A 14,623-nucleotide genomic window follows, 5' to 3' on the forward strand; every position below is an offset into this window, starting at 1 on the left:
TCCGCTTGCGAGCGCGACGATGAACAGGACTATCAGCATTGGTTTTCGCTTCCGCAGCGCTTCATCCCAACAGGACCTTAGCCTTAATTGCCGTCCCGGAGAAGCACGCCGGATCCCGCCCCTCCCGAAAGATTGGAGGAGCACCGTTTAAGGGAATGTTAACGGCAGCGCGAGAATTGGCCGCTGTTTTGCTTTGGTACTTACGGCCAATCCGTTTGGAGTGTTCCGTGAAGCAATGCGTTCAGATCTATCGCCCGTCTCAACGGGGTGATTTCGGCCGAAAGTGCATCGGCGCTGCTCGTGGGGGACTTCTGGCGCTGGTCTGCATGTTCGCGGCTCTCCCGAGTGGGTTTGCCATTGCAGCGGAGTATCACGTTGGTCCGCATGATCGTCTCCGGATCAAGGTATCCGAATGGCGACCGACCACGCGCGAGCTTTTCGAATGGTCGGCTCTGAGCGGTGAATTTACAGTCAGCCCTGCAGGCATGCTGTCGCTCCCAGTCATCGGCGCATTCTCCGTCGAGACCATGACGATGGCGGATATCGCAGCAACGATATCCGACAGATTGAAAGTGGCCGCAGGGCTCGTCTCGGCACCAGCAACCGCAGTGGAGATGGCTCAGTACCGCCCGATCTATGTCGTTGGGGCGGTCGAGCGCCCAGGAGAGTACGCATACCGCCCTGCAATGACGGCTTTGCATGCGGTAAGCATCGCGGGTGGCTATCAGCGCGCGGAAACGGCGCTAGGTCGATTCGAGCGCGAGACGATCGTCGCCGAAGGCGAAATCCGCGTACAGCAGTCGCAACTCGTCTCGCTTCTGCTGCGTCGAGACCGCCTTCAAGCCGAGGCTCGCCAGGCAGACGACATTCGCTTCGCAAGCGAGATCGAGCGCTATAGCGGGGACGGCGCGGCTGACGCGATGCGCGAGGAGCGCGCCCTGTTCACTTCGCGTCGCAAGGCAATCGTGTCGCGCATCGAACTCCTGCGGGAATCCCGCAGGATGCTGGACGAGGAACTGAGGACGCTTAGTGCGAAGGAAATCACTCAGAAGCGCCAACAGGATCTCATCCAGCGCGAACTCGACAATATCAATAGCCTCATTCGGCGGGGGTTGACGGTCAATCCGCGCCAACTCGCGGTTGAGCAAAATCTGGCGCAATCCGAAAGCCAGGCCCTGGACTTGATACTAGCTACAGCGCGGACAAAGCAGGAGATCAGCCGGCTCGAAGCTTCGATCCTGGAGGTCTCGAATGAGCGCGAGATCGATATTGCGCGTGAGCTCCGCGAGACCCAGCTCTCCCTGAAGCAGACCGTTGATCGGATCAACTCCTTGCGCGCGCTGATCTATGAATCCAGCGCGGTCGCGCCGGCGCTTCAGACAGAGCAAGAGCGGACGTTGGGCCGAATGCGGTTCAGCATCCTGCGCCAGGATAGAGAAGCGGTTCAGGAAATCCAGATAGAGGAAAGTTCGACGATCCAGCCCGGTGATGTGGTGAAGATCGAACGGGCGGGGCTGCGGTCGATCGCCGCGCGGCCGCCCACCGGCGCTTCGCCAGGCGTGCAGAATTAACCGGAGCCTTTCGCCCAGGGAGAACCAGAGACATCGCGGCGAATCGTGCCTGCTACAGTCGCCAATCAACCGAAGGAACAGGGCATGGCATTGTCGGGCGAGCCCCTGGTTCGCGTCTTTTTGGCTGACGAGCATCCAATCTTTCTGGTCGGGTTGCATTCCTGCCTTCAAGGGAATCCCTGCATTGAGATCGTGGGTAAGACGAACAAGGTCGGCCAACTGATCGACGCTGTGAATGGCGCCATGCCGGACGTCCTGATTGTGAGCGCGAGCTTCAACGGCGTCTCGGCGATGGAAGCGCTGTTGATGAGCGTGCCATACCTGCGGGTGATCGTACTGGTTGATCAGGCGGAGGCGGCTCAGGCCCGACACATGTTGGCACTGGGCGTGCGTGGCTTCGTTTTCAGGCAATCCCCAATTCAGATCTTACCCAAAGCAATCGCCGCCGTGCGCCGCGGCGAGTACTTCAACGATGCAGCGGACGCTCAAACCCGAGAACGCATTGCCTTTGAGCGCATAAATGGGTCGTCAATCCAAGCCACGTTGACTAGCCGCGAGCGCGAGGTCCTACGACTGATTGCGCTCGGATTCAGTGTTCGAGAGGCAGCTGACACTCTTGGCATCGCGGCTAAATCGGCGGAAACCTACAAGGCGCGGGCAAGCATGAAGCTCGGCATCGATAACAGGCGAAAGATCGTGCAGTACGCTATCATCCAGGGCTGGTTCCAATAGTTCCCGCGGGCTCGCGGCATCTGGCGCCCCGTTCAATCAAATGCCCCTCAATTCATCGGATACCGGGTCGCTCGTAGAGCCGCGGCCATCTTAATCGGCGTGCGCGACAGTCTCTACGGACCTAAGCGATCAATAATGCGGCGATTCATCGATAGTTCTGTCGGGAATTTTACTGACAATGGTCGTTATTGGATCAGTTTTTTGACGTTGTGGTCAAATATGGTGCGACGCACAATAAGCGTCTTGTTATATAACCAATTTCGATTAATAATATATTTATATTCTCCCCGTGGTGTAGGGCGAGGCGATGGATCGATCATTGAAGTCACGATACTTCGCATTAGCGCTTTCGTCACCTATACGAAGGCGTAAGACACTTCGCACAGCAGAATACACGGCAAAACGCTTGTTCGATGTGTCGATGGCGTCGGTACTGATCATCCTTCTAACGCCGTTGATCATTGTACTCATCGCTCTGATCCGATCGTCCGATGAGGGCCCAGCGTTGTTTCGCCAAATGCGCATCGGTAAGGGGGGCAGATCTTTCGCTTGCTGGAAGTTTAGAACCATGGTCTGCGATGCCGATGAGGCACTGCAGCGCCTGATCGGTTCGGACCCGGCCGCTGCGAAAGAATGGGCCGACTCTCAGAAGCTCTCGCGCGATCCACGTATCACGCGGTTTGGTGGGTTTCTGCGCAGGAGCAGCCTCGATGAGCTTCCGCAACTCTTCAATATCATCGTCGGCGACATGAGCTTTGTCGGCCCCCGGCCTATCGTTGGGGCCGAAATTGAGCGGTACGGCGAAGCCTTTGCGCATTGCTTTTCGGTTCCACCGGGCCTCACCGGGCTATGGCAGGTTAGCGGTCGAAGTGACTGCAGTTACGCAACCCGCGTCGCGCTCGACAGCCAATATGCCAGCGAATGGCGCTTGCTATTGGACGCGAAGATTCTCGCGAAGACCCTCCCCGCGGTTCTGCTGCAACGGGGCAGCCGCTAGACGCGCGAGCTATCCGAACTCGTCAAACGAAGGGAAAGCCTTCAATGCAACAGCCGTCCCCAGGCCAGGCTAAGGCCCAAGACTGCGTCAGGGAGTTCCTCCCCCTATGAAGGTCGCGATCGTCCATTACTGGCTGGTCGGAATGCGAGGTGGAGAGAAGGTTATCGAGGCTCTCTGCCGCATGTATCCCGAGGCCGACCTGTTCACCCATGTCTACGTTCCCGAAGCGGTGTCGGACGAAATCCGGCGCCACAAGGTGACGACGAGTTTTATCAACCGACTGCCACGAGCCTCTAATTTTTATCAGAAATATTTGCCCCTAATGCCCCTCGCGCTCGAGCAACTCGATCTGCGGGGCTACGATCTCATCATCTCCAGTGAGTCCGGACCGGCCAAGGGGATCATTCCCCCGCCCGGCTCGATGCATATCTGCTATTGCCACTCGCCGATGCGCTATATCTGGAACATGTTCCATGAATACCGGAATCGATCCGGCGTATTCACCCGCTTCTTTATGCCCTTTCTCGCGCATTACGTCAGGAACTGGGACAGCATTTCTGCCGACCGCGTCGATCATTTCATCGCCAACTCCGAGACCGTTGCCCAGCGGTTGCACCGTTACTATCGGCGCGCATCCACGGTGATCAACCCGCCGGTCGATGTCGACGCGTTCGAGGTGGTGCCGCCGGAGCAGGTCGAGGACTATTGCCTCATGGCCGGGGAACTTGTCGGCTACAAGCGCCCCGATCTCGCCGTGGAAGCCTTCAATCGGTCCGGCCGACGGCTCGTCGTGATCGGCGGCGGCGAGATGCTCGCCGCGCTACGACGGATGGCCAAGCCGAACGTCACGGTCCTGGGGCCGCAACCCTTTGCCGAATTGCGCCGCCACTATTCCCGCTGCCACGCCTTGATCTTTCCGGGAGAGGAGGATTTCGGAATGGTTCCGGTCGAGGCGATGGCGAGTGGCCGACCGGTCATCGCCTTCCGACGCGGCGGAGCCACGGAAACGGTCGTCGATGGTTTTACCGGCCTGTTCTTCGACGAACAGAGCGTCGAGGCGATCATCGATGCAGAGGAGAGAGCGCGGGCGATCGTGTGGCAGCCTACAGAGATCGCGAACCACGCCCGCATGTTCTCGAGCAGCGTCTTCGAGGGGAAGATGCGGGCGCATATTGACCAGTTGCTCAAGCCGTTGGCCGGTACGTTCACCCTGGTTCCCTCCGCGCAGCGTGAGCGACCGGTGCTCCTGAGCACGGCTTGAGCGAGCGGTTTCCGAGCGGGTATTCGAGGGGCCGGCCTTGTCTGATGAACCATTGGAGATGATCGAAGGCAACCTCCCCGCGCTCATCGGGCGCGCTTGCGCAGCCATGCCTGCCGAATGGCCGAACCAACGGTCGCATAGCCGCCCCATGGCCGCGCCTTTCAAGCTTCGCATTCGCGATCGAGCTCGCCCTCACCCCGCGCGAACGCGGAGAACGTCTTCTACCGGTGCTCATGTTGTGACCGCGGTCGGTAAAGCTGGCCTGGATACCGCTGATCATCAGGGTCGGCGGATTGTTAACCTCCGACTGGGCGGAGACATTGCGCCATGAGCTTGGAACCGATTGGCGTCCTGACGATCCTGATCGGCCTCGTTTGCCTGTATCTGGGCACTGGCGCGCTGACGAGGGGCACTGTTACCGCGTCGGTCCTCGGCGCATCGTCGGCTCTGTTCATCGGCCCTGCGAACATTCCGCCAGGTCATGTCATGCTCGGCGTCCTCGCGCTCGGAGCGATGACCCGCCGTCGCGAGTCGGTCGCCGCGATCCGCTCGCTCCACCCCAACGAACCCGGCTTCTGGTTCGCGTGCCTCGCGATCTATGGCATTGCCAGCGCCTTTCTGATGCCGCGTGTTCTGGCCGGAATCACCGAGATCTTTCCGCTCGGCACGACGGTCTTCGACGATACCGGTTCGACCGTCCCACTAGCGCCCGGGTCGAGCAATCTGGCGCAAAGCGTCTATATGGCATCCAATCTGCTGTGCTTCGTCATGATTGTCGGCGTCGCGTCGAGCCGCGGCGGCTTTGCGGCCACCTTGAGTGGGCTCATCGGCTACTGCGTCGCGAACACGGTCTTCGCCTTCGCCGATCTCGCGACCTACGCGACCGGCACCCAGGACCTGCTCGGGTTCATGCGCAATGCCCGCTACACGCTGCATACCAATTCCGAAGTCGGCGGGATGAAGCGGATCGTCGGTTCTTTCACGGAAGCCTCGGTTTTCGCGCGGTCCACGCTCGGCGTATTCGGCTTCATGGGTACGCTTTGGCTGTGCGGCCATCGCTCGGTGCTTACTGGCACGGTTGCAGCACTGTCGCTGCTTCTGATCATCCTGTCGACGTCATCGACGGGGCTTGCGGGCGCACCAATCGTCCTGTGCATCCTTTACGCGACGGCGATATCTCGCCTGGGCCATGGATCATCGGCGCGGCATGCCGCTGCCGTCGTCTTCTGGGCGCCCCCGCTCGCTATCGCAGGATTGCTCCTTGTGCTCCTCGACCCCGCAGTCGCGACGACGATACGCGACTATGTCGACATGGCAGTCCTCGATAAGGCAGGCTCCACTTCCGGCATCGAACGAAGCTCCTGGAACGTCGTTTCCTTCCAGAACTTTCTGGACAGCTGGGGATTAGGTGTCGGCCTGGGCACCGCCAGGGCCTCGAATTTCGTCATTGCGCTGCTGGCAACCACCGGAATACCCGGACTCTTCTTCTATTCTATCTTCGCAATCGAGTGTTTCGCTCGCCCGCGCGGTGAGGCCCGCAGCCTGGACGCGAATGTCGCGGTCGCGGCAAGAAACGGCGCACTAGGCCTGCTGTTCGGCGACCTACTCGTCGGCACGGTCATAGACCAGGGACTGTTCTTCTGCGCGCTCGCGGCGACGGCGGCAGCGTTGAGACCGCGCCGGCGTGCGCTCCGGCTTCTCCAGCCCCTGGGCGCGCGCGCATGAGCGGCCTCGCTACCTTCGCGGTCAATGGCCGCTTCCTGACACAAGCGCTGACGGGCGTGCAGCGCTACGCCCTTAATGTCGTCGAGGCGCTGGATGGTGCACTGGGGAATGGAGACAGCACGAGTACGATCATCGCGCCAAGGAGCGCCATTGACCCCGGCCTGCAGAGAATGGGCCTCGTTCGCGGCGGAAGGCTCGCCGGACATGCCTGGGAGCAGGTCGAGTTGCCCGGCCTTTGTCGTGGGCGCCTGCTCAACCTCTGCAATACGGCGCCCGGAATGAAGGCCGATCAGATCGTCTGCATTCACGACGCCAACGTCTTCACCGCCCCGGAGAGCTACAGTCTCGGCTTCCGCGCCTTCTATCGCACCCTGCAGCCGCTTCTCACGCGGCGCGGAGTCCGTCTCGCCACGGTATCCCAGGCATCGGCGCGCCAGATTGCACGCTACCTGGCGGTGCCAGCCGGCAAGATTGCGGTTCTGCCCAACGGCCACGAGCATGCCCTCCGCTGGGATCCGACCAAGGCGCGGATGGCCCGCGCGTTCCAGGAGCTTCGGCGCGAACGCGGCGATCGCCCCTTCATCCTCGCCCTGGGCTCCCGCGCCAGGCACAAGAACCTCGAGCTTCTGATCGAGATTGCCCCCAGCCTCGCTGCGGCAGGCATCGACGTCGTGGTCGCTGGCGGCGGCGGCGAGATCTTCACCAACCCAATGCTGGGAGACGCGCCGAGCGTCAGCATGATTGGCAGAGTCAGCGACGACGACCTCGCTTACCTGTTCGAACACGCGCTTTGCCTGGCGTTCCCATCCTGGACCGAAGGGTTCGGCCTGCCGATCATCGAGGCGATGGCGCGCGGATGTCCGGTCGTCTGCTCGGACTGTGCCAGCATGCCGGAAGTCTGCGGCGATGCAGCGCTGCTGGCCGCGCCCGACGACCCGGCGCAGTGGATAGCCCATATTCGCGCGCTGGCAGGGTCCGCGGCTTTGAGGGACCAGTTGGTCGGGCGCGGACGGGATCGCCTGCCATTGTTCTCCTGGCGTAATACGGCTGAAGGCTATCTCGATCTGCTGGCATCGCCGCTTGCCGCGCGGCCGACCCCCTCCATCACCAGCGGACAGCGTCTTCGCATCGGCGTCGTCGTCGCCACCCGCGGCCGGCCGGATGTCGTCAGCGCATCCGTCCGTTATCTGCTCGATCATCAGACCCTCAAGCCGGATTCCGTCATCATATCGTGCATCGACACCGTAGATGCGGGCGACCTTGACGGTCGAAACGACATCCGAGTGGTCGTCGGGCCGCCTGGCCTGGCAGCGCAGCGAAACACCGCCCTCGCGCATCTCCCGCCGAACATCGACATCGTCGCCTTTTTTGACGACGACTTCGTCGCGCACCACGATTGGCTAGCTGTCGCCGCGCAGACCTTCCGGGACGAGGCGAGCGTCGTCGGGTTCACCGGTCGGGTCCTAGTGGACGGCATCACCGGCCCCGGCATCAAGTTTGCAGAGGCCGTAAGAATGGTGGCGGAGGCGCCGCCAAGCGACTGGTCCTGGGTCGAACCGTACAGTCCATATGGGTGCAACATGGCTTTCCGCCACGCAAAAATTGGCACCGTGCGTTTCGACGAACGTCTCGTCCTCTATGGCTGGCTCGAAGATCGGGATTTCTCTGCGGCACTCGCTGCGCAAGGCGGACGCTTCGTGAAATGCGCCGATGCGTTCGGCGTCCATATGGGGGTCAAAACCGGAAGAGTGGCGGGTGAACGCTTCGGTTACTCGCAGATCGTCAACCCTCTTTACATGCTGCGCAAGGGGACAATGACAATTGCTCAGGTGGCGGACCATCTCTTTCGCAATATCGCGAGCAACCTGGGGCGAGCCCTGTGGCCAGAGCCCTTTATCGACCGTCGAGGGCGCCTCCGGGGCAACATCCTCGGGGTGATCGATGTCCTTCGTGGGCGGATGCAGCCTGAACGTGCAGCCGCTCCGCAGCTGGGGACGAAGCCACAATGATGCTCAGAGAGTTTCCACTCGCGCGCCCTGTCCGGATCATGCCCCTGCCCGATGCAGTGCCCCCTCCCCCAGATGACGGCCCGGTTTCAATGCTGCGGGCGGTCGGCGCCACTGCGCTGCGTCATAGAGTGAAACTGGCGGGATGGATCGTCATCTGCTTGGCCGCCGCGTTCCTCTACGCTCGCGCAACCCCGCCGACCTACACGGCGGCGACAACCTTGCTGCTCGAGCCGCGTCGGCAAGTGCTAACCACGGCGCGCGAGGTGGTTGCGCCCTCGACGCTCGACTTGAACCGGGCCGACAGCGAACTACAGGTAGTCCGCTCGGAGCGGTTATTGAGCACGGTCTTTGCCGCTCTGCGGCTGGCCGATCATCCAGAATTCCAATCTCGAAGGCCTAGTGCGATCCAGCGGCTTTGGCGGGATCTCTCGGGCGTCACGCCCCTAAGCGAAGCACTCGCATCGAAGCCCGGTGAGGAACCGGTCGCCCCCCACGGAGGGGCGGAGCTGGGCCCGGACCCGAGCAGGGTTACATTCGAGAACTTCGCGCGCCGCTTCTCGGCGCGCCGCGTCGGTCAGTCCTATGCGATTGAGATCGCCTACGACTCGGCGGATCCTAATCTGCCGGCCCGGGTCGCGAACGCCGCCGCCTCCGCCTATCTCCTGCAATCTGTGGCGTTCAAGGCCGATGCCGCGCGCAGCGGAGGCGAATTCCTTCAGGCACGCCTCAACTCTCTTTCCGCCCAGGTCGACGCCGCTCGTCTCGCTGTAGAGGCTGGCGAGCTTCCTTCGAGCTCGACCCCCGACGCTGATGCCAAGATTATCGGTGCAGCGCAGACACCGCTTGGACCCTCTGCGCCCCGGAGGGGGCTCATCCTCGCTTTCGGCGGTGTTTTCGGGTTGTTGAGCGGACTTTTCGTCGGCGCAATCGCCTCAGCCCTCGATCGCAAGATCTGGCGGGGGCAGGACATTTTGCGTGAAACTGGACTACCCTGTCTTGCCGCGATTTCGAAGTTCGACTCGCGGGACGGCGCGCAGCACGCCTCGGCCCAAGAGATGGCGTCGCTCGTCGCGAGCGAGGGGTCCCAAGCCTATGTTGCGGGGATACGAGATTTGCGGACGGCCATAGAAATCGCTCGCCCTGCGGATCGCACGGGCGGCAATTTTGTCATCGCCATCGGTAGTTGGGAGCACGGGGAAGAAGCCAGGATGCTGGCCATGAATCTTGGCCAACTGATGCATCTCGGCGGCCGCTCCGTCAGCATTCTGAGCGCGAATCTTGACGCCTTCCTCACGGAGTTGCCCGACGCCGCGCGCCCCTCCACCATGGTTGATGCTATCGCCGAGAATCTGCCGCCCGAGCGCGTCGCCTTTCTGCTGTTCGATGGAATGCGACTGCTTCCGATTCGATCGGCCATTCCCCAACTCAACCGCTTCGCCGATCTTCGCGAACCCAGGGCCGCGCGTCTCGTCGCGCATGCCAAACAACTCGGGGACGTGCTGATCGACCTGCCGCCGTTCGACGACTCCGCAGACGCCCTCGCTCTGGCGACACATGCAGACTGCGTCATCCTGGTTGCGGCCGAGGGTTCAACGACCTTCGAGGATTTGAACGATGCTTCTGAAAAACTGCGTCGTGGCGGCACCAACGTGCTCGGCGTGGTCCTCGATCGCTGCCAGCCATGATGCTGAACGCAGTTGTCAAGAAATCCGCGGCACATTTTCTCCGGCAAATGGCCGATCGGCCCAATATGCGCCGCCTCGCCTTCAACGCCTTGCGGCTGCGGCGTCCAGAGATCATGGAACTGCGGGACATGGATCCCGTTCGGTTCCTGGGATTTGCCTTCGATCGCATCGGCGGTTCCCGGTCACAGATTCTTCAGGATCTCTGGGTCTGCTATGAACTCGGAGAGAAGCGTGATGGCTTCTTCGTGGAGTTCGGCGCGACGAACGGGGTTACGAACAGCAATACCTGGTTGCTGGAACGAAGCTTCGGTTGGACGGGAATCCTGGCCGAGCCAAATCCGATTTGGCATGACGCTCTTGAACGCAATCGACACTGTGAAATCGACAAGCGTTGCGTCTTCGTCAGATCGGGGGAGGTCCTATCGTTCGCAACAACCCCGGACCCCGAGCTCGGCGGGATTGCCGCAACCGCCTTATATGATCACTTTGCACCCATCCGCGAAGCATCTCCCACTTGCAACGTAGAGACGATATCGCTCAACGATTTGCTTGAGCAGTACCGTGCGCCTGCAATCATCGACTATATGTCGATCGATACCGAGGGGAGCGAACTCGCAATCCTCGAGGCCTTCGATTTTGCGCGCTGGCGCGTGCGGCTTCTTTCCGTGGAACATAGCAACAGCCCGCAGGAGCCAAAGATCGACGCATTGCTGGCTAGCCACGGATACCGGCGGAAATTTCCAGAATTCTCCCAATGGGACGGGTGGTACACGAGCACGGTTTGACGTCGCCTAATGGCGCCACCACCGGTCGACAAGTTCAAGGCGTCCAGGGCCGATGAGGAGCCACAGGCCCGAACAGGCGAGCCCCCCGCCATACAGCACAGCCCCCGTTACGGCGATCAGGGCAAGCTCCGGGATGGCGGAGACCTTTCCCGCAAGCTCGGCTCGCAGGGCGACGACGCCGACGCACATGGCGGCTCCCGCGGCCCCGACCTTCCAGAGGTTGAGAAGCTGCTTGACGATGCCGATCGAAATCAGTCTGCGCGTCTGGATGACGACCGCAACCGCCATCAAGCCGGCCGCGAGCAGCCGGCCTTCCGCGACGCCGGGCGCACCCCCGTAACTGAAGCCGAGCACGACGAGAAACGAGCGGACGACGAGGTCGAACAGATTGAGCCGAAAGATGAATTCGGGCCGCCCTATCGCAAGGGCCAGGGAGTACAGAGTCTGGAGGTAGGGTGTGGCGGCAACCGAGAGCGACAGCAACCTTAGAAAGTCCGCGGCGGCCTGCCATTTGGCGCCGAGCAAGATTGCAACGAGCAGATCCGCAGTCAGTGCAATTCCGAGGCAGCACGGGATCGAGATCAGCATACTGAAGCGGGCAGCTTTAAGGAATGCCGACCGGAGTCGCTCGTCGTCGCCATGGATGCGGGAAAAGGCTGCCATGATCGGCTGAAGCGCAGGTCCGATGAGGCTCTGCGTTGGGATAACCGAAAGGTCGTTGGCGACGGAATATCGACCGAGCACCTCCTTGCTGGCCAGCGCGCCCAACAGGATGCGATCGAACTGCCAGTTTATGGCTGACACGAGCTGTGAGCCGGTGAACCAGCCTGCGAAACCTGCGAAATCTGCCCACCGACTGAGCGAGAACTTGGGGCGATACGGTGCCAGCAGATAGGAGCCGATACCCGCCGCAACCGGAGAGGCGACGAAATTGACGACCAGCGCCCAATAGGAGCCGCCGAGGAACAAGGCCGCCATTGCAAGGCAGAACGCCACGATCTTGCCGGTGATCTCGAGATGAAAAATGCGCCGGAAGCCGAGGTCGCGGATAAAGTGGATAAGGCCCGGACTGGCCAGCCCACGCATAATCGGCGCGATCGCGAGCGCCAGCACGACCGGAATGAGGTGGCTGTCATTGTTGATCTGCGAGAACGGCCATGCGGCAGCAATGACCACCACCGCAACGACCACCCCGCGGAGGACGGCGAGCGTGAAGCCGGTATCCAGATGACTCTCGTCGATCTGATTCAGGCGAACCAACGCCTGAGTAACGGGCACTTCCAGGACCATATCGATGATCGCGACAAGGGCCATGGCGAGTGCGACCAGTCCGAAATCCGCCGGCGTCAACGCGCGAGCCATCACGAGAAGCGTGAAGAAGTCGATCAGCCGTCCCACAAAGCGCGAGCCCACCAGCCAGCCTGCGCCCGTGAACGCCTTTAGCGCCAACATGCCAATGCTTCCTCAGTCCAAACGCGGGGGCCTTGGCTAGCTTGCTGGAAGCGTGTGGAAGTGTGGGCTCGATACCTCGTGCAGAAGCGTTTCAATGGCGCATCCAGGACGAGAATCCGCGCAGGGCGTGGAAGGTCTCGATGCTGCCGAGGAGCGCGGCGCGGGAACGCGGAAACTCGCGTGCGACTGCCCCTTCCCGCCAGAGCTGGGTGTTAATTGACGACAGGCGAGAGAGCGCGCCAGTTTGAGGGTCCGTTCGGTCTCCGATCATCCCGGGCCGCCCAAAATCGACCGAACGCGTTCCGATCGCCAGCGCATGTAGGTCCGCCAGGGCTGGCCTGACGATGGCTCGCTTGAGCTGAGCCCAGGCCCGCGGGGCGTCTGCTTTTACCATCATGCCGCTTGAAAGCGTGTCGATGTATTCCAACACGCCCGTCAACCTGGAATTGAACACTTCCTTCGGAACGGAACCGTAGCGAATGTCACCTGCATTCGAACTGACCGTCTCAGCGCAGTCGGTGAAGGTCTTTACCGAAGGGATACGCGGCTCGAAAAGGCTCTCGATCAGGTGCCAGTAACGCAAGACAGTCGAGCGCACGTCGAAAGAACTGTAGCAATTGCGCTCGACGGCGAGACCTGCCACCCGGGGGAAATGGCTCTCATCGAAGCGCTTGTAGTTGCATCGCGCGAACTGGATCGTTTCGAACGAGCGCTCGGGAATTCCGGCGGAAAGCAGCCGCTGGGTGCTCCCGTAGAGCCCGGTGTCGCAGAGAATGATGCGCTCCGCGCTTCCGCTCACATCTGCGAGGTGGCGCCGGAAGAGTGCATCCTGGACCGCAGCATCTGCCACGACGTCCTGGCCCGCCGCGCTATCGAGAAGCGAATAGAACTGGTCGCCCGAAAAGCGTTGCGACCACGCTGCCGGTAGCTCGTGTGTGCGCCCGGCCAGCACTTGCGCGACATCGGCGAAGCTGCCGTCTCCGAATTCCCGCCCGAGCTCGTCAAGCGCCGCGGGACTGCGCGCAATCATGGCAGCTCGTGCTGCGACGAGACGGGAGACGGCCAGATTCTCGCGGGGCAATGCTAGCGGCAGGTTCAGGCGTGAAAGAATGCGCTCGAACACCTCCCGGATTCCGAGACCTCCGCGGGCGCAGAACAGCAAGGTCGCATTGCCCTTCCGTTGCGCCTCGTCGGCATAGAGCCAGATCGCCAGACAAAACTCGGCAGCGATTGGCCCGAGAACCTCCCGGCCGAAGGCGGTCGGGTCCGCGTTCGTGCCGGCGCGGATCCGGCCTGCAAGATCTCGTTTCCGGGCGAGGCGCACAAGTTCGGTCACGCCGCCATGCGCACGGGTCAGATACCGCCGCAGCTTCGGGCGTGGCAGGTACAATGTTCGGATTCCCAACATCGAGGGGATGCGATGATCCGCCGCGTCGTCGTCGCCGATGTGGAGGATTCGGCCGGCCCGGACGGCCTCCTCGCGCATGACCAGGCCGAAAAGATCACCGCGCCGCTTGGTGGCTGCCATGTCGGCACTCGAATAGACACGATCGACCAGGTCCGCTCCGTGGAACGCCGTGATCAGGGTCTCCAATGCGGCAGTCGGCAAAGCGATGTCGCTGACGGCGACGACGCGTTTACCTCCGCTCCTGCAGCGGCGAAGGGCTTCTGCGAGGGCCAGGTTCGGGCGCAGCGATTCTTGCTCGATCTCGATCTCGATCACCAGTCTCGCAGCCATGAACGAGCTGGGCAGACCGAGAATGGCGAGCTGGCGCCGAATGATGTCGACCAATCTCACTTCCCCGCCGCCTGCCATGTCGTGAGAGCGATAGGCGAGACGTTGAGCTTCAAGACGAGCTTCCACCAGCAAGGTTGCCGAAACCGAGTGACCGGCGCGCTCCAACGTAAGGGCGAAGAGCTGCTCCGCAGCCAAGATGCGCGAGCGCTCCGACCGGTGCGTCCGTAACAACAGGGTATCGAAGACGTCCGTCGAGACGAGGTCGACATCTTCGAACAATTCCGCCCTGTAGCGCTCGATCTGGCCCGGCATCTGCGCTCCCATGCGAGCGGTAGAGAGCGTCCCACCTGCCGACCGACAGACCGGGGGGTGGGACGCACGAACCCGCTGTGATGGTGTCAGCAGGAAACATGCCATCTCATGTTGTCGCCGCTCTGCGACGGGCACCGATCCGCCGAATCGGGCGAGCTGGCAGCAGAACTGTCGGTATCATCGCAGCCCGGGCCATCGGGCCGTAGCGCTCATGTCGGATTCAGCACGCCAAAGTAGCGCGTTCCGAGAGGCAATCGACGGCCAGCGAGAGGAGCACTGCAAACACGTCGCATCAGCCGTCCGATCGCCGACCGACCGCGAGCGTCACGCCAGCGACGGGGTGCCGGTTTCGAGGA

10 protein-coding genes are annotated in these 14,623 nt (G+C 61.9%); 8 read left to right on the forward strand and 2 right to left on the reverse strand.

From position 1 onward, the window contains the following. Positions 1–227 precede the first annotated feature (227 nt). The 8 genes from AC1DW9_RS31740 (at position 228) to AC1DW9_RS31775 (ending at position 10,765) form a co-directional block, all read left to right on the forward strand. Positions 228–1,571 carry a polysaccharide biosynthesis/export family protein gene (locus AC1DW9_RS31740; protein ID WP_476777199.1) on the forward strand — a complete coding sequence of 448 codons (1,344 nt, stop codon included), beginning with the start codon at positions 228–230 and terminating at the stop codon, positions 1,569–1,571. An 84-nt stretch (positions 1,572–1,655) separates the two neighbouring features. Next, positions 1,656–2,303, forward strand: a complete 648-nt coding sequence (locus tag AC1DW9_RS31745) for a LuxR C-terminal-related transcriptional regulator (protein WP_476777200.1) — start codon at positions 1,656–1,658, stop codon at positions 2,301–2,303. A 307-nt stretch (positions 2,304–2,610) separates the two neighbouring features. Next, positions 2,611–3,300 carry a sugar transferase gene (locus AC1DW9_RS31750; protein ID WP_476777201.1) on the forward strand — a complete coding sequence of 230 codons (690 nt, stop codon included), beginning with the start codon at positions 2,611–2,613 and terminating at the stop codon, positions 3,298–3,300. A gap of 106 nt (positions 3,301–3,406) precedes the next feature. Further along, the gene (locus tag AC1DW9_RS31755) at positions 3,407–4,561 is read left to right on the forward strand and encodes a glycosyltransferase (RefSeq protein ID WP_441508388.1); all 1,155 of its coding nucleotides are present in this window, start codon (positions 3,407–3,409) and stop codon (positions 4,559–4,561) included. A 327-nt stretch (positions 4,562–4,888) separates the two neighbouring features. After that, positions 4,889–6,286: a hypothetical protein gene (locus AC1DW9_RS31760; RefSeq protein WP_476777202.1), complete on the forward strand. Its 1,398-nt coding sequence runs from the start codon at positions 4,889–4,891 to the stop codon at positions 6,284–6,286. Continuing rightward, positions 6,283–8,295: a glycosyltransferase gene (locus tag AC1DW9_RS31765; protein WP_441508386.1), complete on the forward strand. Its 2,013-nt coding sequence runs from the start codon at positions 6,283–6,285 to the stop codon at positions 8,293–8,295. Before AC1DW9_RS31760 ends, AC1DW9_RS31765 begins: the two co-directional genes overlap by 4 nt. After that, positions 8,292–9,980, forward strand: a complete 1,689-nt coding sequence (locus AC1DW9_RS31770; protein WP_476777203.1) for an exopolysaccharide biosynthesis protein — start codon at positions 8,292–8,294, stop codon at positions 9,978–9,980. Before AC1DW9_RS31765 ends, AC1DW9_RS31770 begins: the two co-directional genes overlap by 4 nt. Next, a complete protein-coding gene (locus tag AC1DW9_RS31775) occupies positions 9,977–10,765 on the forward strand; it encodes an FkbM family methyltransferase (RefSeq protein ID WP_476777204.1) in 789 nt (262 codons plus the stop codon). Before AC1DW9_RS31770 ends, AC1DW9_RS31775 begins: the two co-directional genes overlap by 4 nt. 6 nt (positions 10,766–10,771) lie before the next feature. On the opposite strand, the gene AC1DW9_RS31780 is transcribed toward AC1DW9_RS31775, so the two are convergent. Both AC1DW9_RS31780 and AC1DW9_RS31785 read right to left on the reverse strand, forming a co-directional pair. Continuing rightward, positions 10,772–12,217: a lipopolysaccharide biosynthesis protein gene (locus AC1DW9_RS31780; RefSeq protein WP_441508383.1), complete on the reverse strand. Its 1,446-nt coding sequence runs from the start codon at positions 12,215–12,217 to the stop codon at positions 10,772–10,774. A 91-nt stretch (positions 12,218–12,308) separates the two neighbouring features. Next, a complete protein-coding gene (locus AC1DW9_RS31785; RefSeq protein ID WP_476777205.1) occupies positions 12,309–14,267 on the reverse strand; it encodes a hydrolase in 1,959 nt (652 codons plus the stop codon). Positions 14,268–14,623: the final 356 nt, after the last annotated feature.

The sequence above is a fragment of the Allobosea sp. P4_E12 genome (genome assembly GCF_056401655.1).